13 protein-coding genes are annotated in these 20,135 nt (G+C 58.5%); 8 read left to right on the forward strand and 5 right to left on the reverse strand.

All coding sequences use genetic code 11. The features are described 5' to 3' along the window. Positions 1-72: 72 nt before the first annotated feature. Complete coding sequence (locus OQ248_RS16460) at positions 73-1,434, reverse strand: carbohydrate porin (RefSeq protein WP_265813336.1); 1,362 nt, start codon at positions 1,432-1,434, stop codon at positions 73-75. A gap of 300 nt (positions 1,435-1,734) precedes the next feature. Here OQ248_RS16460 and OQ248_RS16465 point away from each other — a divergent pair, with 300 nt between their 5' ends. Beyond that, entirely contained in the window at positions 1,735-1,965 is a 231-nt protein-coding gene (locus OQ248_RS16465) for a VF530 family protein (RefSeq protein WP_007956650.1), read from the forward strand. A gap of 1 nt (position 1,966) precedes the next feature. Continuing rightward, positions 1,967-2,605, forward strand: coding sequence for a Pr6Pr family membrane protein (locus OQ248_RS16470; protein WP_265813337.1), 639 nt, complete (start codon positions 1,967-1,969; stop codon positions 2,603-2,605). Between the two features lie 18 nt (positions 2,606-2,623). Here OQ248_RS16470 and OQ248_RS16475 read toward each other — a convergent pair whose 3' ends face one another. After that, positions 2,624-3,409, reverse strand: a complete 786-nt coding sequence (locus OQ248_RS16475; protein ID WP_265813339.1) for a siderophore-interacting protein — start codon at positions 3,407-3,409, stop codon at positions 2,624-2,626. Then, the gene (locus tag OQ248_RS16480; protein WP_011335784.1) at positions 3,406-3,981 is read right to left on the reverse strand and encodes a PadR family transcriptional regulator; all 576 of its coding nucleotides are present in this window, start codon (positions 3,979-3,981) and stop codon (positions 3,406-3,408) included. Before OQ248_RS16480 ends, OQ248_RS16475 begins: the two co-directional genes overlap by 4 nt. A gap of 498 nt (positions 3,982-4,479) precedes the next feature. Here OQ248_RS16480 and OQ248_RS16485 point away from each other — a divergent pair, with 498 nt between their 5' ends. From OQ248_RS16485 to OQ248_RS16510, 6 genes are all read left to right on the forward strand, one after another. Next, positions 4,480-4,980, forward strand: coding sequence for a CS1 type fimbrial major subunit (locus OQ248_RS16485; RefSeq protein ID WP_265813340.1), 501 nt, complete (start codon positions 4,480-4,482; stop codon positions 4,978-4,980). A gap of 81 nt (positions 4,981-5,061) precedes the next feature. Then, a complete protein-coding gene (locus tag OQ248_RS16490) occupies positions 5,062-7,584 on the forward strand; it encodes a TcfC E-set like domain-containing protein (RefSeq protein WP_265813341.1) in 2,523 nt (840 codons plus the stop codon). A 3-nt stretch (positions 7,585-7,587) separates the two neighbouring features. Beyond that, complete coding sequence (locus tag OQ248_RS16495) at positions 7,588-8,820, forward strand: hypothetical protein (protein ID WP_265813342.1); 1,233 nt, start codon at positions 7,588-7,590, stop codon at positions 8,818-8,820. Between the two features lie 39 nt (positions 8,821-8,859). After that, positions 8,860-9,600 carry a molecular chaperone gene (locus tag OQ248_RS16500; protein ID WP_265813343.1) on the forward strand — a complete coding sequence of 247 codons (741 nt, stop codon included), beginning with the start codon at positions 8,860-8,862 and terminating at the stop codon, positions 9,598-9,600. 19 nt (positions 9,601-9,619) lie between these two features. Continuing rightward, positions 9,620-10,123, forward strand: coding sequence for a CS1 type fimbrial major subunit (locus tag OQ248_RS16505; RefSeq protein WP_119427744.1), 504 nt, complete (start codon positions 9,620-9,622; stop codon positions 10,121-10,123). A gap of 49 nt (positions 10,124-10,172) precedes the next feature. Further along, positions 10,173-11,435, forward strand: a complete 1,263-nt coding sequence (locus OQ248_RS16510) for a hypothetical protein (RefSeq protein WP_265813344.1) — start codon at positions 10,173-10,175, stop codon at positions 11,433-11,435. Between the two features lie 14 nt (positions 11,436-11,449). Here OQ248_RS16510 and OQ248_RS16515 read toward each other — a convergent pair whose 3' ends face one another. Both OQ248_RS16515 and OQ248_RS16520 read right to left on the reverse strand, forming a co-directional pair. Next, positions 11,450-16,408, reverse strand: a complete 4,959-nt coding sequence (locus OQ248_RS16515; RefSeq protein ID WP_265813345.1) for an NEL-type E3 ubiquitin ligase domain-containing protein — start codon at positions 16,406-16,408, stop codon at positions 11,450-11,452. A 176-nt stretch (positions 16,409-16,584) separates the two neighbouring features. Continuing rightward, positions 16,585-19,695: a transglycosylase domain-containing protein gene (locus OQ248_RS16520; RefSeq protein ID WP_265813346.1), complete on the reverse strand. Its 3,111-nt coding sequence runs from the start codon at positions 19,693-19,695 to the stop codon at positions 16,585-16,587. Positions 19,696-20,135: the final 440 nt, after the last annotated feature.

Raw genomic sequence — 20,135 nt, forward strand, 5'->3', positions numbered from 1 at the left:
TTCAAGTAGTCCCGCGCTGTAGTCACTGTAGATGACGATTGGGCGCGGGCATGGTTCATTGCAAAATTGAAATCAGAACGACGACTGGATCTTGATCCCGCCGATCAGTGCGTCGTCGACCTTGTCCACACCGCCCGGATGGCGGATGTATTGCAGGTTCGGGCGCACCGTCAGCCAATTGGTGACGTGCACGCCGTAATAGAGTTCGGCGCTGTATTCGGTGTCCTGCGGTGGCAGGTACGACGGATCGTCATAGTCGTAGACGGCGCGGGCCTGGTTGGTCGCCTCGGCGTTCTTGCGGTAGGCCGGGTTGACGTGGACGCGGGCCAGGGCGAAACCGATGTCGTCCTTGGCGCGGGCGTCGAACAAGCCTTTGTAGACCACGCCGGCCTGGACGTAGTTGTCGATGGCGTTGGTCTTCTTGTCGTGCATCGTGCCGTTGGCGAACACGCTCAGGCCGCGGGAGTTGTCGCTGGCGACGCTGGTGATCTGCTGCTGCACGCCGAGCCACACGCCGTGTTTGCTCGAAGCGCTGCGATAGGCCTCGCCGCTCAGGGCTGCCGGTTGGCCGTTGCTGTCTTTATAGGCGTCGGTGGCCTTGGCGTTGCTGTAGTAGTAACCGGCGCGGTATTCGCCCGGCAGGCCGTTGAGCTTCGGCGTCCACACCAGTTCCACCGGCAGGATCGCGCCCTGGGTGCCGCTGCCGCTGAGTTTGAAACCATTGCCGCGATCGAGGTTCGACGGGTTCTGCTCATAGGCGCCGACCTGTGCGTACAGCTCCGGCGTCAGGTGATATTTGACGCGCAGCGCCCATTGGCTGACCGGCCAGTTGTACCAGATGCCGCCGACCCAGTTGCCGACCTGGGAGCCGCAGAACGCCAGGTTCTGGAAGTCGCACGGGAAGCTGTTGAAGTCTTCGCCTTCACCGAAGCGGCCGACCTTGATGTCGAGTTTCTGGTCGAAGAATTTCTGCTGGTACCACATCTGCGTCAGGCGCGTGGTCTGGCCACGGCCCCAGACTTCCTGGGCGGAAGTGAAGCCACCGACGCGCGGGTCGTTGATGCGGTCGTTACTGATGTTGTTGCCGCTGCGTTTGGTCACGGTCAACTGGAATTCGGCGTCGTTCCAGCCCAGCAGTTTTTGCAGGTCCAGATGAGTGCCGAGGCCCCATTGATCGCTGTAGCGCGCGGTGCGGTCGTGGTCGTAGCCGCCGTGCAGGTTGCTGCCCATTTCGCCGGTGTAGTCGAGCTTGAAGTCGATGCCCTTTTCCGAGAGTTCGCTGCGGGTGCCGTTCCAGTCACCGAGCATGTACGGTGATTCACTGTCGAAGGCCGGAGCGGCCTGGGTGCAGGTGGCGAGGCCAAGGGCGGTGCAGCCGCCGATCAGGCGCAGGGTTGAGATAGCGCTGTCTCGGAAGAACGGAAAATCGGGCATGAAATGGTCTTTCTTGATCTTTTTTAGGGGACGGGCTGACCGCTACGATTTGACGCAGGCAGTGAAGCGATTCAGCAGAAGGGCGGCAGGATAATGTCCCGTTACAAAAACACAAAGTGCTTTTGCAGACATGAACCCTTTCGGATTCGGTAACAGTGCGGCAATCGATCACATTGCCGGTGTCGATGGAGCCTGCGATCTTGCGCGGTTCACCTACATTTGAAGGAAGGCCTTCCACCGGCACAGCCCCTCGGCTAAGGTGCGCGGCTTCTGCATTTTCACTTCGCCCAAAGGCCCGGCATGAACGACCACAATCCCGATCCGCTGCACGGCGTGACCCTCGAACAGATCCTCAATGCACTGGTGACCCATTACGAGTGGTCGGGCCTGGCCGAGCGCATCGACATCCGGTGCTTCAAGAGCGATCCGACCATCAAGTCGAGCCTGACCTTTTTGCGCAAGACGCCCTGGGCGCGGGAAAAGGTCGAACGCCTGTACGTGAAACTGATGCGCACCAAGCGTCCGCTCTGAAATGAACGCCGTACTGCGGCGACGCCTGATCACTTCGGCTGCAGTGCTGGGGTGGGCCGGGCTGGGGATTCAGCTGTACCTGATTTTCTTCGCACGCCTGAGTGTCGGCGCCAGCCTGCTGGGCGGGCTGGTGAGTTTCTTCAGTTACTTCACCGTGATCACCAACACCCTGGTGGCGGTGGTGCTGACCTGCGCTGTGACCGATCGTGATTCCGCTGCGCGTCGCTGGTTTCTGCAACCCTGGGTCAGCAGCGGGATTGCCGTGAGTATTGCCGTGGTGGGCCTGGCCTACAGCATCCTGCTGCGGCATCTGTGGCATCCGCAGGGCTGGCAGTTTATCGCTGACGAATTGCTCCACGACGTGATGCCGCTGCTGTTTCTGGCCTATTGGTGGTTGTGCGTGCCGAAGGGCACCCTGCGTCTGAAGCATCTGCCGCTGTGGCTGATCTATCCGCTGGTGTACTTTGCCTATGCGCTGCTGCGCGGGCATCTGCTGGGGGCTTACGCCTATCCGTTCATTGACGTGGCACTGCTGGGTTATCCACAGGTGTTCGTCAATGCCGGGGGAATTCTGGCGGGGTTTGTGCTGATGGCGTTGCTGGTGATCGGCATTGATCACTGGAAGGGGCGGCGCCTTTAACAGCGCCGCCGCTCCTGTTCACTCTTCTTCGGAACCCTCGGCACGCCAGTAACCGACGGCTTTGACGAACTGCTCGTCCAGCCCGTGCTCATCGAGCAGTACCCGGCGAATCTGCCGCGAGACTTTCGTTTCCGTCGCCACCCACGCATACAGATTGCCCTTGGGCACCTGCAACTGCTTCACGGTGGTCAGCAGGCTGTCCTTGTTCGCACCGCGCAACACCCAGATCACGTTGACCTGCGCCGCGCTTTCCAGCGCTTGCTGTTCCTTGCCGTTTTCCACTTCGACCACCACCAGTGCCTTGCGATTGGCCGCCAAGCCTTCGAGGCGACGGGCAATGGCGGGCAGGGCGGTTTCGTCGCCGATCAGCAGGTAGCTGTCGAAGATGTCCGGCACGATCATCGAACCGCGCGGGCCACCGATGTGCAGGAACTGCCCCGGTTTCGCCTGTTCGGCCCAGCTCGAGGCAGGGCCGTCGCCGTGCAGGACGAAATCGATGTCCAGTTCAAGCTTGTCGAGGTCATAGCGACGCGGGGTGTAGTCGCGCATTTCGGGCATCGGCATGTCGCTCTTGCCGGCACCGAGCACCAGGGTCTCCAGCGCGGCAGCCTGTTCGGCGTTCTGCGGAAATAGCAGTTTGACGTGGTCGTCAGTGCCCAGGCTGATGAACCCGGCCAGTTCCGGCCCGCCGAGGGTGATGCGGCGCATGCGCGGGGTCAGGTCGACCACGCGCAAAACTTCGAGTCGGCGGCGTTTGATTTCATGCATCACACGGTGGATGCCTTGGGTCTGGACTTCAGTCATTCGGCTTTCTCCGGAGCAGATTGAACGGCGGGGCCGTCGACGATGGCTTTGGCGGTGTCGTTGAGCAGGTCGCGTACGCGCAGGATTTCTTCCGGGCTCCAGCGCCCGTGGTGCATCTGCAGGGCGTGGCGCAGGTTATGCACTGCTTCATGGATTTCCGGCGGTCGGTCGTGGCCGCGCAATGAGCGCTTGCTGACGTCGATGCGCATGCGCACGCCGTCGAGGGCCACGGCCTGTTCGCTCAGCGATTGGCGACCGGCATCGGTCACCGCGTAGCGCTTTTTGCCGCCCTCGGCGTCGCCGGTGATCATTTCGCTCTCTTCGAGAAACGTCAGGGTCGGGTAGATCACGCCGGGGCTGGGGCTATAGGCGCCGTCGAACATGGTTTCGATCTGGCGGATCAGGTCATAGCCGTGGCACGGCTGCTCGGCGATCAATGCCAGCAGCAACAATTTCAGATCTCCGGGTGCGAATACCCGCGGGCCGCGACCGCCGCGCTCCCGGCCGTGGCGTTTTTCGAAGCCGTCACGGCTGTCGCCGTGGTCGCGGTGAGGGGAATGATGGTCTCTCATTTCAGCTTTCTCTCGTCGTGTTTAGATACAACTTAAGATATATCTTTGCGACGAGGCAAGGCCTTTTGGCCTGAGAGCTGACGAGCGGTCTGTGGCTGAGCAGGGCACGCTGCCGGATGAACAGGGGGGGTACTTGTTCATCCAGACAACAATGACCATAAAGTTAAAGCTATCACTCTACTGATAATCGAGCTTATATTCTAAAAGCAGAAGAAAGTGCCGTTATATATTGGCGAAAGTGCTGTATTGTTTTTTATTTTTAACTGTAGGTAGGGCGTTCCTTACAGTCACTGTTTTATATATTCTGTTTTTGAAGTTTTTTCTTTCAAGTTGCGAGGCTGTTGAACTACGCGCTCGTGGGAAGTTGCCTGCTTACATTCTCGATTCAAGAGTCGATCATGCCCCGGCGTTGAACTTTCATGGTTTAAGGCCCTATCGGCCGGTGTGACATGAACTTCAATGTTTCGATTCCTTAAAAAAGAAAACAGGTACTGACCGATGTTCAAAAAAATCGCAATCACCGCTTCTCTCGCTGCCCTGGCCCTGAGCTCTTCCGTGACCTTCGCTGCCGGTGATGCACGTCACACCATCACCCTGAAGGCCAGCGTGCCGACCAATGGTTTTCATGTGGTGCCGGTTGATTCGGATCTGGTCAACAAGGACCAGGACATGAGCTACAACCCGCTGACCGGCACCATGAAAACCGTCAACGGGCACTTCGACGTGCGCAACACCAACGGTTCGGTTCATGCTTATCTGGAGGGAATTCCGACACTGATCGGCGGTTCGAGCCTCATCCCTCTGGAGATCAAGTTCAACAACATCGTACTCAACCAGACTCCACAACTGGTCGTAGGCGAGTCGGAGTCCAACGTGAACTACCGTGCACCGATAACCATTACCGCCAAGGGCACCACGTTTACACCGGGCGACTACACCGGCGCAGTCCCGTTGATCTTTGACGCGGTTCTTCCGGTTGACGCCGTCAGCTCGCTCTAACCCGTGAAGTAATAAAAGCCGGCAGGCTGACGCATTCGTCGGTCGGCCGGACTTTTTCCGTTCGCAATCAGAGTCCGACTCATGTTCCCGATGACCCCCATCGCGACTGCGCTTGCGCTGCTGTTTTGTGCCGGTGCAGTGGCGGCTTCCGAACCTGCCGGTACGACGCCGCGCAGTTTGCTGGCGCAGGCCAAAGGCTTGCCGAAAGATTTCGAGGAGCACTTCTTTGACGTTCCTCTGGCTGTACGGGTGGAACTCGACCAGCAACCTTTGGGCGAAGCGATGATCGTGCTGACGCGTGATGACCGCATCACCTTGCTTGATTTCACCGATACCAGTGAAAACCGTTTCGGCGCCGCCGAGCGAGAGAAATGGGCCAGCTATCTCAAGCCCGGTGTGGCACTCGGCGGCTGCACCCGTCAATGTCCCGATCAAATGCTCGCCGTGCACTACAACCTGGAAAGCTCGCTGGTATCGATCGTCACCGAAAACGCCGAGCGGGACACTGAAACACCGCGTTACTACGAGCAGCCACAGGACGGCAGCACCGGCCTGATCGTGCGCAACCAGCTCAACCTCAATGGCGGTCAGGACCAGGATCTGGGTGGCCGCTACGGCCTCGAAGCCAATGGCAGCCTGGGTAACTGGAGCCAGACCTTCAACATGCAGCTGGCCCGCCTCGGCGGACCGGACGACAAGCTCTATCACGCGGTCTACGAGTTGCACACCCAGCGCGAACTGCAAGGCAGTTTCCTGCGCATGGGCTATTTCACGCCGACTTCCGAAGGCCTGACTCGCCAGCCGCGCTCATTTGGCAACAGCCCCGACACAACGGTCGGTTTGATGTACGGCAGTTCTGACAGTCTGGCGGTCGACTTGCAAAACCCCAGCGTCTACCCGATCTACGTCACCGCCAATCGTCAGGCTTCGGTGGAGATCTTTCGCGATGGGCTGCTGATCAATTCGCAATCGGTGCCTGCCGGGTTGCAGACACTCGACACCCGTCCTTTGCCCGGTGGCATTTATGAAGTGGAAGTACGTCTGATCGAGGACGGTCAGATCACCTCGACCACTCAGGAACTGGTCTACAAGCCAAACAACTGGCGCAATCCCGACGAGCGCTGGCGCTACAACGTATTTGCCGGCCAGGAAACCAAGCTGCTCAGCAACTGGGACCGGCAGGCCAGTGGCGACGCTACCGCCGGCGCTTCGCTCAACTATCTGTTGCACCCGCGAGTGATCCTCGGGCTGTCGGCCCGCCAGGTTCGCGAGAAGTTGCAGTACGGCACCTCCATCGACTGGACGCTCGCCAACAGCGTGAGCATGTTTGCCAACGTCTACAAGACCGAAGACCACGGCACCGGACTGGATCTGCAAGGCCTGTACAACTACGGGGCCGGCAGTCTGGTGGTCAGCCACAATCGCAGCTGGCTCGACACCACCGACATTTACGACACACTGCCGGACGGCACACGCATCCGTCAGCGCAACGTTTTCATCGGCCAGACCAGCAACTCATCGCTGGCGCTCAATCATCGGGTCAGCCGCAACAGCTCGTTCAATGCTCGGGTGGCCCACAGTGAAGGCAACGTCGAGGGCATCGGTGTCGATCTGGGCTGGACCCAGCGCACCACGGTGTTTGGCAGCGACTCCAACTGGCGACTGTCGCTGTTCGACCGCCCCGGCAGCTACAGCAGCGGCGATGCCCGCAACCGGGGCGTCGACCTCAGCCTCAACGTGGCACTCGGCGGCCCAGGCCAGCAGATTTCCGGCAGCATTGGCTCACGCACCGCCCGTGACGGTACTCGTGACAACAATGGTTCGCTCGGTTACCGCAAGAACTTCGACGATCACGTACTGCAAAGCGTGATGGCGACCGTTCTCACGGATACCTACGGGATTGGTCTGAACGGGCAGGCCAACTTCAGCACCGACATGGTCAATGGCGATGGCTTCGTTCAGCGTTCGTCCTACAACGGCAACTACACCGGCGGTTTGAACCTGGACAGCACGGTGGCCATCGGTGGGCAGGCCATCGTCATGACCAGCCAGCCTCACGGCCGGGGCGCCGGAATGATCGTGGATGTCGAATCCGATATCGACGGCATTGCACTGCGTGCCGATGACTTGAGTGGTGGCAGCGCTGCACTGCGACCGGGGCGCAACTTCATCCCGATCACCGCGTACAAGAACAGCTCGGTGAGTTTCGACTTCGTTGGCACCGATGCGCCGGCAGCATCCATCGAGCCGGCGCGAACCCGCTATCACCTCAACAAGGGCGGTGTGGACTATCGCAAGGTGCGCGTGATGAAAACATTCACCGTGCTGGGCCGTCTGCTCGATCCCCAGGGGCGGCCGCTCAAGGGCCATCACGTCATCAACCACGCCAGCCGTGGAGTGAGTGAAGTGGACGGATTCTTTTCGATGGAAATGAATGCCGGCTCGCCGACGCTGGAAGTCCGGTTTGCCGATCAGTTGTTGTGTCAGTTCCGGCTAGATCCGCAGCAGGGGCGAGTAGAGAACAATGTGTTGATGATCGGTGATCTTCGGTGCAGTCCGGACACCCTGGCGGATGTGACTCTTATTGATCAGAAGGCGGGCTGAGCCATGACGAAAACTTCCTGGTGGTTAGGCGTGCTTGCATTGTTGAGCATGTCCGAGGGGTATGCGTTGAATCAGGAAATCAGGGCGTTGTTTCAACCTGATTCTTCCCAGCCGCACAAGAACATATTCGTCAACAAAACGCCCAATAGTGGCTATTGCACACTCGATCCTGCCCAGTGCACCGACAACAATATGTTCAGCATCGAGTTACCTGTTCGATTTGATTCCAGCCGCCCGATCATTCCCGGTGCGCCTGCCGATGCCATGATGATCAAAGTGCCGTCCAACTGGCGGCAACTGACGGTCGTCAACAGCGAGACCGGCGAGTCGGAAATCGTCGAGGTGCGCATCATCGGCATCGGTTCCAAGTATGTGCTGCCAACCTCTGCAGCCGAACTGGTGGGGGTAACGGATATTCTCGAGGGGCACCAAAGACTCTGGAGCAACAGCAGTTGGGTTTATGCACCGCCGCCTTGCCAGTACAGCGGTGTGGGATGGTACAGCCCCAATACTTACCGCTTCTTCTGGAAGGCTCCCGTGGAAACATGGTGCACGAAAGTGGCTCAGTACCGGGTTCCTTCGATGTCGTTCGACAAGCTCGATTTTGCCTATGAGCTGCGCACACCCAATCCTCTGAGTATGTCGTCCGGAATCTACACCGGTTCATTGACCTATACCCTGGGACCGGGGGGCGACTTTCAGATGGGTGCCATGATGATCCCGGACGACACCAGTCTGACCCTGGATTTTGTGTTGGACGTACAGCACACGTTGAAAGTCGATCTACCGCCTGGTGGTAATCGCATTGCGCTTGAGCCTGAAGGCGGATGGAAGCGGTGGCTCAACAGCCGGCAACTGCCCGGGCGGCTGTTTCGCGATCAAACATTCCATATATCGGCCAGCTCGCGCTTCAAGATGTTTCTGGAGTGTGCCCAAGGTACGCCCAGCAACTGTTACTTGTACAACGAGGCCAACACAATGGCTGCCCCCTTGAATGTCAGCGTCAGTCTGCCCGGTGGATTGACCGATGTCAGCGGCAAGCCCGTCAATCGTCAACGTCTAGCCCCTTTGGGCGGGAACGCGATCATCTTTTACCCCGGAGCGTATGTGGATCGTCAGCAAGGAACGATGCATTTCGACATCGATGACAAAACCGTGATCGAGAGGATGTTGACGCTGGATCAGGGTTACAAATATTCCAATTTGATTGTCGTCGTTTTCGATTCGGAAATCTGATCGTTCCTGGCCTTTGAATTCTCGATGGAGAGTATGTGCATGAAACAATTAATGGTTTTTTTGGGCCTGTGCATGGTTGGTCTGAATGCTCACGCCGGTCCGAACATCAACATCGGAGTGGTCTACGATTACCTGGCCGGCGATAAAAGTACCTATCTCAAACGCGTCTACAACAGCGGCGACAGCACCGCGTTCGTCAAGATCAACGTCCTGGAAATCATATACAACGCCGATGGCTCTTCCACTGAAGTGCCGGTCAAGGTGCAGGGCGAGGCGGGCGCCCGGGACGGGGTGATGGCCAGTCCCGCCCGCTTGATCATTCCTGCTCAGGGTATGCAGGCCACTCGATTGCTGTTCATGGGCGAGCGCGACAAGGAGCGTTACTTCCGTGTGCGCTTCGTCCCGGTGGTGCCGGAGAAGGAAGACGAGTTCGCAGTCTCCAGCGAAGAGCGCGAGGAATACAAGAAGACCCTGACGGCGGGCGTCAACGTCATGGCCGGTTTCGGCACGATCTTCTTCGTCCGCCCGCAGAATGCCCGGTTCGACAGCGTGATCGACGATCGCGCCGACACTTACAAGGTGCGCAACAACGGCAACACCGTGGTGGTGATCGACGAATTCAAGAGTTGCTCCAGAACCAATGAGGCCGAGTGCGATCCGACCACCAAACACCATGTCATGGCCGGCAAGACGTTCGAATTCGAGAAAAAGCCGGGACGCGAATATCGCTTCATCCTGGTCGAAGGCGACAGCAAAAAGAACCTGAAAACCGCCGGTTGACCCTCGGGGAAAACGAAAAATGATCAGACAATGGATGGCCCTGACGTCGGCCGCAGGATTGGGATTGATGAGCACCTGGGCGTTCGCGGCGCGGGAGGAGCTGGAGTTCCATGTGTCGGTGGATATTCCGACGCTTCAGTTCTACGTCATACCCAGCGAGCCGGACTGGATTCATCGCGAACAGGTGCTGCACTGGGACGTGAATGCCTCCGCGTTGAGCACCCTGCGCAAGCACTTCGACGTCAGGCATGACAGCAGTGCCATCGAGGCGCGCCTGGAGAGCTTTCCCTACCTGACCAATGCGAGGGACTCGCAGCAGCACATCATTCTGCGGGTGTTTTTCAATGGCAAGGAATTAAGCCACGAGCCCGTTCCACAGCAGGTGGTATCGGCCGAAGAAGCAAAGGCCGGGGCACGGGTGTTGCTGGAGATCCAGCCGGTAAAACAGTTCGACGGCTACAAGCCCGGCGACTATTACGGCACCGTCAGTCTCATGTTCAACGCGGCGGCTCCCCGGGGCTAGGAGCACTTGCTCGGCCACCCTCCATCGCATTTCACTGCAAGGATGTTGCATGAAGTTCAGCTTCGGAAAAAACAGGACGTTTACAAGTAACAGCGCGTTTGTGTGGGGGCTGGGTGCAATGCTGTCCACCACAGCGCACGCGGTGACCCAGGAAATGCGCGCCAGCTTCATTCCTGACCCGGGCCGGCCGCAAAACAACGCATTTGTCGATCAGACGCCACAAAGCGGTTATTGCGGTACCTATGTGGCCGACTGCAAGGCCCATAACCTTTCGGGTGTCCGGCTGCCGTTGCGCTTCTCCTCAGTGCGCTCGATCGAGCCGGGAGCGACGGTACGCAACGGTGCGATGTTCAAGATTCCGAACCAATGGCGCAGCCTGACGGTGAAGCACGTCGCCACCGGCGAAGCGGCCACGGTTGAAATGCGAATCGGAGGGGTAGGCACACAGTACGTCTTGAGTGATACGGCAGTGAATCTCACGGGCGCCGCCAACGATCAACAGGCACACAACGAACTGTGGGGTGGCAGAGGCTGGTGGTTTCCTTCAAGACCTTGTGATTCCGGGGCGATGAGCGCGCATGGACCTAACTTCTATCGCTCATTCTGGCGCGGGCCGGCGGAAGCCGTATGCAGCAAGGAGGCGGCTTTTCGCATTCCGTGGATGTCCTACGATTATCTGGACGTGGGCTATGAGTTGCGTACCCCCAATCCGCTGGCGATGTCGGCCGGCGTTTATACCGGCGAACTCACCTATGGCGCGGGCCCAGGTCAGGATATCGATGCGGGGGACAACCTGCTGCCCGACAATTCAACCATCACCTTCAGATTCGTACTGGATGTGCAGCACATACTCAAGGTCGACCTGCCGCCGGGCGGCAGCAGGATCGAACTGGTACCGCAGGGCGGCTGGCAGGCCTGGTTGCAGGAAGGGCGGCGTCCCGTCCGGTTGTTCCGGGACCAGACGTTCAATCTGTCTACCTCGTCGCGATTCCGGATGTCCTTCAAATGTCAGTACGGCGGTATCGGTGCCTGTGCGTTGCGCGATGCTGAATCCGGCAGCACGTTTCCCCAGGTCTATCTGAGCGTCAGCCTGCCCCATGGCATTACCGATGCTGCCGGCCAACCGGTGAAGCACAAGCGCCTCACCGAACGTCCGACCGATACGCTGTTTCAACCAGGGGCTTACGTGGATCGTGCCCCTGGCGTTCTGCACTTCGAAGTGCCGAGTCACTACATGGAACACATGTTGCAACCTGGTCAGGTGAAGCACTATGCCGGCAATGTCACGGTGATCTGGGATTCGGAAGTCTGATCGGGCCGATATCCTCAGGAAGGCGTCGGCAGCAGCCCGTGCCGGCGCATTGCCGTGGTTGTCAGCGAGCGTCCCAACCCCTGTCGTCGGTACGCCAGTTCGGCGAGTTCGCGCGCGTAATCAATTTCACTGATCGGCGCCACGGAATCAGGTGAATGCCGTTGTTCGAGCCGTGCCAACTGTCGTTCAAAGGACGCGTCGTTGATCCTGTATGCCTCGGCTTGATGCTCACGCAAATAGCGTTCCCAGAACGGTTGCTCGAGCATCCCGTTGACCAGCCCGTCTCCGTTCTCCAGCTCGATAATGGTGCTGTAGGCATTATCGATGCTTGCTCGCGTCACGCCTGCAATGCCTTCGTACAGCATGGATTCGGACTGCCAAGGCAGTTCGAGCCGCGCCCCGAGGCGGGTCTGATAGGCCAGATAGATCTCGACTTCTTCTTCGCGACTGGGCCGGGACAGCGCATCGGCCCGGGCAATCTCGTTCAGCCGTTCCAGACGCGCAGCGCCTCGGGCCAGTTTCACCAGTTTGCCTTCGAGCTCCACGGCTGAGACGGAGTAGGAGTAGGCCTGTGACGCGAGGGCTTGTACCCCCATGATGTTGAACACTTCCGAGCTGGCATCGGCGCAGGTGGTCGGCTGTTCAGCGGTGCGAAACAGGTTTTCACGTAGCTCGGTATCCATGTCCATGGCGTCGATCAGGTCCCAGACACGTCGGGTCAGAATCTGGCGTGAGGCGCCACCCTCCCGGTAATCGGCGGATTGAGTGAGGCTGTCGATGATCTGGAAAAAGCCCTGGGAGCCTGGTTCGTGCATCAGGTTATCCCAGGCTTCGTTGCGATAGGTCGCCAGGCCTGGATCATCGTCGCTCCAGAATAGAGAGTCGTCACTCATTGACCATTTGCTGCAAGCCTCTGAGGCAAGGAACGAATAATGGTTTTCTCGAGGCAGGCCCACCGAATCTCGGTATTGATAAAAGGTCTCGCGATCTTCAGGCTCCAGGAAACTCGCAGACAACCGTGTTCGAGCAACGAGCCATGCATCCGCCGATCCCGGTTCAACATTCGGTACGCTGGTGATTGCCGGACTGGACAGATCGAGAAAGAAACCGCGAGGACGTTGATGAGGTGAGAACAGCCCTTGCGGCCAGCTGTCGATACCGGCGTAAGCCAGATCCAGCACGGCCAGGTGAGGCATTCGACCGACGTCCGGCGCACGCCCCAGCTGGTTCAGGGAAAGTCGCAGGACACGCAGGTGCGTAAGGTCTCTGAGCTGTGCCCATGATTCGGCCGTCAGGCGAATCTGGTTGCGATTGAGTCGTAAGGTTTCCAGCTTCGGCATCTCGGCAACTCTGGCAGGCAGCAGCTTCAGACTGCATTGGCGGGCACTGAAATGGCGCAGATTGGGGAAGTGCTTCAAGAGACCGTTGGATGCCGGTGAGAAGCGTGCATGGTCAAGATTCAGGGTCGTGACCTGATCGAACCAGAGCTTCAGATCGGGGAGTGTCTTCCACCATTTCTCAAGGTCAACTCCCAGTCCCTCGCTGGAAAGATCCAGCGTGTAACCACCGTCATGGCGAACACTGCGCTCGTTGAACGTCCGCGCCTCGCGCCTGAAACACGCCAGCAGGCGCTCGGTGATGGTCCACGCTCCGGCAGGTACGATCCCGTAGCCGTCGGGATCCTGACTTCTCTGTGAGTATTTCCACTCGTCGAGGAGGTTCTCCAGCCTTTGCAGTTCATCCTTGAGCTCCCGGACCGTCTCGAAAGGATCACGCCCTGCCGGCAGAGAGCTCACGAACATGTCCACTTCCCGATCATTCAACTGTGGATACAGTTCTTTCACCCGTTGTTCGATCGTCCGGGCCGATTTGGAAAATACCGGACCGCGCACCAGGTTCTCCATTGAAGTCTGCACGGCCGGCCGGATCGAAGGTTCAAGCAGCAGCGTGCGACGTTCCCTTGGCGATTCACTCATAGCCATCAGCCATTGCTTGAAAGCACGACCCTGACCTGGTCTGTATCCGGTTTGTTGTCTTGCCTGAGAGGGAATCGCCTGCAGGATCGACTCGTACAAATCTGCCAGACCGGACAACGGGCGCCGGTTGCCGTCGAAGACTTCATAGCGGCCATGCCCGTCATGCAAAAGGACGCGGATTTCGCTCGCATCCGCAGGACCTGCGTTGCAGCGCAGCGACCCGTCAAACGAGCCATCGCGCACTTCGATACGCAAATCGCGATACACGTCGCTGTGCAGACGAAGCACATTCAAAGTCAGTCGCTCGGTGTCCGGTGTCGGTCGTTCATTCTCGCCAAAACCTTCGAACGCCCGCGTCGTGCGGGTTTCGAAAGCGCATTCACGGGCAGTCGCCCTGAGGTCAAGGGGAAGGCGGTCATGGTTGTCCAGAGCGTCCAGTTCGCGCAGTCGGGCGTGAGCGACCAGCCGTTCGGCGATGGTTGTCGGCAAGTCCGGGAACTGACGTTGAAGCTCAAGAACACGCGAGTCATGGCTGATCGTGCGATACCGATAGGTATATTGCGTAATGTCGTATCGGCGGGCATCGACCTGGTTCCCCAACAGTTCGCGCAGGGTCTGCACGCGTCGTTCCTTCGGAACCCGGGCGCCAAGCAATCGCTCCAGCTGCGCTTCATCGAGAAAACCGGTCACCTGTTCCGGCAGTCTGCCCGCCATGACATCCGCCAGACTGACGGTCAATGTCCGTGACGGTTGGGCGTTGGCGTTACCGTAAATGTGTGCGGCGCTTTTTCCGTCGGCACCATGATCAACCTTCAATGCGCAGTCTTCGGGCCAGCCCGGCAATTCGGTCACCAGTTGTTCGAACCAGAAGGACGAGGGATCCATAGGACGCCCGGCGCGAATATCCGAGACGGCGGTTGCAGTGTCCCGCGATGCCCGGAAACGCTCGAGCGTGTCCTCCAGCAGTAACGGAGGGGGATCGTTCTCGACATACATCCGGCGCAATGCATGCTCTTCGGTGCCACTGATCAGGCGGACGGTCTCCAGTTGCGGATCACTGAAGCCCTCCGCCATGGCGCCGAGGCGGCGCATCAGTTTCGGGCCTGCCCAGTCGCTCGGGTTTTCACCTTCATGAACCCAGGCGCCACGACCGTTGTAGCGAAGCTTCGGCGCGTAGGCGCCGGGACGTGCTGGATGCTGGATACGATACTGGCCGTTGTGTGAGTCCTGTCTGACTTCATAGTGCTTGCCATCGAGTGTCAGCACGTTTTTGCCGGCATGTTGGTAAAGACCTTTGGCGTCACGACGAGAGCCGGGCGGTGGCGGCGCTCCACTAATCTCATACGGGCCGAGGTCGGGGTGCCACAGACGGGTATTACCGTCGGGGGATATGACTGGCAGCATGTTGTCGACAAAGGACGAAACCTTGAGTTTGAACTCCTTTCCGATCTCGCCGCCGATGGCGAATGTACCCAATTGGATGAAGTCGGTCAGGACCCCGAGCACCTGTTCGCCAAATGCTGCCCAATGCCCTTCCGCCAGATCGATCCAGCCCTCTACAGTGTCCGTGATCAGTTGATAAGCGGTATAGGCCATCATGAGCTGACCGACAACAGGAACAAAAGGCGTAAGAACCAGCAAGGCGGCCTGGAAAATGTCGGAAAGCATTTTTTCGAAATTGTCCCACCAGGCCCAGCGTTCCTTTCGGTCGGCCATTTCGGTTGAAACGGCGATGTCTCGAGCATCGTTGAAGATCTTGTCGATTTTTCGCTGGTACTGATGCTTCCACAGATTCTGCGTGAACGGTCGAACCTGAAAGGCCAGTCGGGGTTTCTCCACCGGAGTGGGGCGCCAGGTCGGCCCCGGATCCAGACGATCCTTCTCTTTCGGCCATTTGAACTCGTTCAGTCGCTGGTCGAGTCCGGCAAAGAAATGACCGCGCTGTTGCTGATCGATGAACTGGCTGAAAAATTGCCAATAGTTACTCTGTCCTTTGGACAGGGTCTCGTTGGCATGTAGCTGGCGAGTCAGTTCTCTGATGAACTCCAGCGACGAGGCGTACTCCTTCAACGGGTGCTCGGGGTCATGGGGAATGTAAGCAATCATCCGGTCTTCACCAGCGCTCTGCTGCTCGACCGAAGTGAACAGCACGATTCCGGTCAATGCGGCATCCATGATCGACAGTTCGCAACACTGCATGACCTTTCCATCCAGCGTCAGCCCGGATTGCCCTTCGGCCATGCCCAGAACCACAGCATGGGCGTTGCTACCAATGTCGTTGGTCAGCAGAGCCAGATGCGCAGCGAGTATCAACGCAGCTTTTTGGCTGTCGGTCGTCTGTTTCTCGAGCGCGGCACGTGTCGCGGGATCGCGAGGCAGCAAGTGGTGTCGCAGATAACGGGTGTAGCGTTTGCCGATATCCAGTTCTCGACACAATGTCTTGAACTGCTCGATTGACATTTTCTGTTTGATTTCCAGTACATCGAAGTGTCCGTTTTCATCGGGTTTACTGATGAAATCGGAATCGGTAGTAAAGGTTTCCTTACTTGCGAAATTGTGCAGCGCCGCGTCCAGAAGGGACACGGTTCGACTGGAAAAACCAGGTAATACATTGATGGTGTACCAAGGCAGTTCCTTTGGGAAATACAATCTCAAGTAAGTTCGCTTGACATTGATAATCAGGCCAAATTTTTCCTTGAGTTCGTTTTTCAGCAAATGTACGGCGAACGATTCCAGACTTTTGATTTTGCTCAGGGCCTGATCAGTCTGGTTCTGTGCACGCCAGGCGACGAGATTTGCCGTTTTCACTGACGCCTGACTCTGTTTTTCGTGCCATGGATGCTTCTTCAGTGAGGCTGAATTCAAAGCCACGGCCCGGTGCAGTGAAGTTTGTTTGAATGTGTCGTGGATAGTGTTTTTGATGAGCTCGTAGTGTCGGCCTTTTATCGTGAAAGAAGTTGTCGAGAGAGGTGGGGTATTTGTTTTAAGGCTGGACATCTGAATTCCATTTCGTTTGTCAGAGAATCATTAGCGTATTCCTCTGTCTCTCAAATAAAAGTCAAAATATCCTGTCGGAACACCAGCGGATCCCGTGATTCATGTTCTTGAATTTGAATGTGAAAACCAAATAAATATGACCCGGCAGCGATATCGGGGAAATGACGCGCCACTTTTCAGCGGCGCGCAACCTCGACCGGCTGGCATTGCGTGTGGCTACCCGGTTGCAGATAGTTGTTGAGAATCGGGGCCATGCCTTTGAGCACCTGGACCGGCAACGCCGAGGTGAATTTGAAGTTCTCCGCCGAACGGCCGGGCACATAGGCCGTGAGCGTGCCGAAATGACTGTCGCCGATGTAGAACACGAACGTTGCGGTACGGTTGATCGATTTGGAACTGAGGATCCGTCCGCCGGAACCGATGGCTTCGATCCGGTTGTCACCGGTACCGGTCTTGCCGCCCATGATCAGCGGTCGGCCATCGGCCATTTTGAAACTGCCGGAAACACGTTTGGCAGTCCCCGAATCCACCACCTGGGAGAGCGCTTCGCGCATGGCGGTAGCGACCTCGGAAGGCATCACGCGTTTGCCGACATGCGGGTCATTGACCACTCGCGTTTCGTAAGGGGTGCCGGCGGCAAAATGCAGGCTGTCGATGCGTAACGTCGGCATGCGCACACCGTCGTTGAGGATGGTGCCGATCAGTTCGGCCAGCGCGGCAGGGCGGTCGCCGGAGCTGCCGATGGCAGTGGCCAGCGACGGCACCAGATGATCGAACGGGTAACCGACTTTCTGCCAGCGCTGATGGATGTCGAGGAACGCTTCGATCTCCAGCATGGTGCGGATGCGGCTGTCCCGGGCGCCCTTGTGCTTGCTCTTGAACAGCCAGCTGTAGACTTCCTGACGCTCGAACTGACTGGCCTTGACGATCTGGCTCCAATTTGCGTCCGGGTGGTTGAGCAGGTAGCCGATCAGCCACAGGTCCAGTGGGTGGACCTTGGCGATGAAGCCTTGGTCGGGCAGGTCGTAGGTGCCGGGGCCATAGGCCAGATAAAGCCTTTCGAGGCGTTCGTCGGTGAGTTTTTCGGTGATTTTCACGCCCTTCAGATGCGAGCGCACGAAGCTGTTGAAGTCTTCCTGGCTGGCGTTGGGTAGCAGGTAACGGTGCACGGCGGCCATGCGGATCGGTGTCGGGCGCATGCTGTCGAGGAACGTATCGAGCCGGGCCTGGGTGTCCTTGTTCTTGTACTTTTTCCAGAACTTGAGCAGGAACGAAGTGCCTTCGCGGTCGGCGAACGAGGCGAGGTATTCCTGACGCCGCGGGTCGCGATCATCCTTGAGCAGCTCGGCGCTGTTGTTGGGGCCGGAGTAGGTGGTGTAGCGCACCAGATCGCGCATCAGGCGAATGAACGGCAGGTTGATCGACTCGCGCAGGGCATCGCGCAGGGTCGGCATGCGGCCGTTGTCTTCCTTGCGAAAGTTGTGGAACACGTGCAGCCCGCCGCCGGTGAAAAACGCCTCGCCGGGGCTGGCGGAGTATTTGCGGTCGAGGGCGGCGCCGAGCATCTTAGACAGGTCGTGATCCTTGTTCTGGATCAGGTAATCGATTACCCACTGGGTCAGGCGGTCCTGATCCGGTACCTCGACTTTCTTCAGTTCCGGCACGGTCATGGCGCCGTACTTGTCATGCAGTTCGGAGATGATTTGCAGGTAGGTGGTCAGCACCCGCATCTTCGCCGTGGAGCCCAGTTCCAGTTTGCTGCCTTCGTTGATGTCGAACGGCTGGTCGGTGCTGTCGGTCTGCACCCGCACCCGCGAACCGTCCGGTGTCAGTTCGAACAGGGTGAAGCTGTAGCGCACCTGGGTGGTGCTGGTGGGCGTCAGCAGGCGTTCGCCCATCAGGCCGACTTCGGCGGCGTAGGCCGGGTCGGCGAGTTTCTTCAGGTAGGCGGTGGCCTGGGTTTGCAGTTCGCCTTGCAGGGTGCTGGTGGCCGAGAGGTCGAGGCGGTCGAGGTCGTACAGCGGACGATTGAGCATCGAGGCCAACCGGCTGCGGGCGACGCTGATGCCTTTATTGGTCTCGATCGGCTGGATGGTCGGCTGGGTCTGCCAGTCGCGGTACGTGACCTTGCTGGCCAGGGCGGCATCGGCCAGCGCGTTGTCGATCACGCCGTTCTGCTTGAGCAGACGCAGGTGGCTGTCAGTGAGGTCGGCCAGTTCTTCCCGGCCCTTGGTCAGGTAATGCGAAGGACGACGCTGGGCGATCATCAGCGAGAGCATTTCGCGCAGGGCCAGGCCCTTGTCGGCCATCGTCTGCGGATCGGTCGCGGTACTGGCGAGTTTTTTGTTGGCTTCATTGAAATCGGCGCCGTACCAGACCCGCAGGCCTTCGGCCATGCCATGGACTTCGCCATGCCCCGGAACCGCCGACAACGGCACGCTGTTGAGGTAATCACGAATGATGTTGCGCCGCGCCGGCAAGGTGTCCGGGCCGGCCTGATAGGCGCGCACACTGGCGGAAATCATCTGGCGGATTTTCTCGGCACCGTTCACCGTCAGTCCGTCGGGCGAGTGACGATATTTTTCCAGCTGCGTGGCCAAGGTACTGCCGCCTGCCGACTGTCCCGGCAAGTGCAGCAACTTGGCAACCTGCGACCACGCCGCCATGCCGAAGCGCGGCCAGTCCACTGCCGGGTTGGCCAGCGGTTGTTTGGGATCCAGCAGGAAACGGTTTTCGATGAATAGCAGGCTGTTGACCACCACCGGCGGGATCGACTCGAAACTTGAATACAGCTGTTGCGGATAGTTGTACTGATACAGCGGCGCGGCCCGGCAATCGGTGATCGACAGCCCCGCCTGGATTTTCTCGGAGTAGGGCACGAACAGGCCCTTGTCGGTATAGCCGAGCAGCGCTGGCGAGAAGCGCGTCTGTTCGGTGATCACGTAATTGCGCTTGAGCAGTCTGGGCAGAAACTCGTCCAGCGAGCTGTAACCCAGGCGCAGATCGAACGGCCCGTTGCCCGGATAACGAATGGCTTCACTGGGGCCCGGTTGCAGTTCATAGGTCAATTTGGCGGCGTACTGGCTGACCTCGCGGGATTGAAAACGCGAGGTGCGCATTTCCTTCATTGCGGCCAGGCCCACCACAATCGCAATGATCACCAGCAACAGCCAGAAAGCCTTCCACCCATGCCGGTTACGACGGGGTTTCTCAGGGACAGGCGCTTCATCCACACGTTCAGTCGGAACCACTTTTTCACTCGAATCGGTTTGCCACAAAGCGCCCATAGTCGATTGATCCATTCACGCAGATTGATCGGACTTGACTGAAGCTTAGTCGGTGGTTGGCGCGGGTGAAAAAATTGTGAAGCTTCGACCCTGAACAAATCTGCGCAGGGGGCAAGCCGGCAGCAACGCTTGTTCAGGTCCCGGAAAATGGCGGATCAGAGCGGTTCGCGGGTAAATACGACTTGGGTAGGGGCATGACGCTGCACCATTGCTGTGCAATACTCGGCGCCCATTTCGGCAGTGAATAATCCGGTTTTTTCAGGAGTGTTTATCTCGAAATGCCGATTTATAACGATGCTTGTCGCTGAATAAGTCGGTTTTTAGAGTGAAATATCCTGCTGGAAGCTTTTTATACTGCCAGCCCCGCTGATCCTCAGGCCCGGACCTGAAGGACGCGTCCGCCCACGAGGCCGATGCGGTGTCGGGAAGCCGGGGCTTAT

The sequence above is a fragment of the Pseudomonas sp. COW5 genome (assembly GCF_026240005.1).
GTDB lineage: Bacteria > Pseudomonadota > Gammaproteobacteria > Pseudomonadales > Pseudomonadaceae > Aquipseudomonas > Aquipseudomonas kribbensis.

Excerpts from the sequence above, each read along its gene's own strand:
- OQ248_RS16510 (WP_265813344.1), top strand. The coding sequence starts at position 10,173 with ATGAAGTTCAGCTTCGGAAAAAACAGGACGTTTACAAGTAACAGCGCG.
- OQ248_RS16490 (WP_265813341.1), top strand. The coding sequence starts at position 5,062 with ATGTTCCCGATGACCCCCATCGCGACTGCGCTTGCGCTGCTGTTTTGT.
- OQ248_RS16470 (WP_265813337.1), top strand. The coding sequence starts at position 1,967 with ATGAACGCCGTACTGCGGCGACGCCTGATCACTTCGGCTGCAGTGCTG.
- OQ248_RS16460 (WP_265813336.1), bottom strand. The coding sequence starts at position 1,434 with ATGCCCGATTTTCCGTTCTTCCGAGACAGCGCTATCTCAACCCTGCGC.
- OQ248_RS16500 (WP_265813343.1), top strand. The coding sequence starts at position 8,860 with ATGAAACAATTAATGGTTTTTTTGGGCCTGTGCATGGTTGGTCTGAAT.
- OQ248_RS16505 (WP_119427744.1), top strand. The coding sequence starts at position 9,620 with ATGATCAGACAATGGATGGCCCTGACGTCGGCCGCAGGATTGGGATTG.
- OQ248_RS16485 (WP_265813340.1), top strand. The coding sequence starts at position 4,480 with ATGTTCAAAAAAATCGCAATCACCGCTTCTCTCGCTGCCCTGGCCCTG.
- OQ248_RS16515 (WP_265813345.1), bottom strand. The coding sequence starts at position 16,408 with ATGTCCAGCCTTAAAACAAATACCCCACCTCTCTCGACAACTTCTTTC.
- OQ248_RS16465 (WP_007956650.1), top strand. The coding sequence starts at position 1,735 with ATGAACGACCACAATCCCGATCCGCTGCACGGCGTGACCCTCGAACAG.
- OQ248_RS16495 (WP_265813342.1), top strand. The coding sequence starts at position 7,588 with ATGACGAAAACTTCCTGGTGGTTAGGCGTGCTTGCATTGTTGAGCATG.
- OQ248_RS16475 (WP_265813339.1), bottom strand. The coding sequence starts at position 3,409 with ATGACTGAAGTCCAGACCCAAGGCATCCACCGTGTGATGCATGAAATC.
- OQ248_RS16480 (WP_011335784.1), bottom strand. The coding sequence starts at position 3,981 with ATGAGAGACCATCATTCCCCTCACCGCGACCACGGCGACAGCCGTGAC.
- OQ248_RS16520 (WP_265813346.1), bottom strand. The coding sequence starts at position 19,695 with ATGGGCGCTTTGTGGCAAACCGATTCGAGTGAAAAAGTGGTTCCGACT.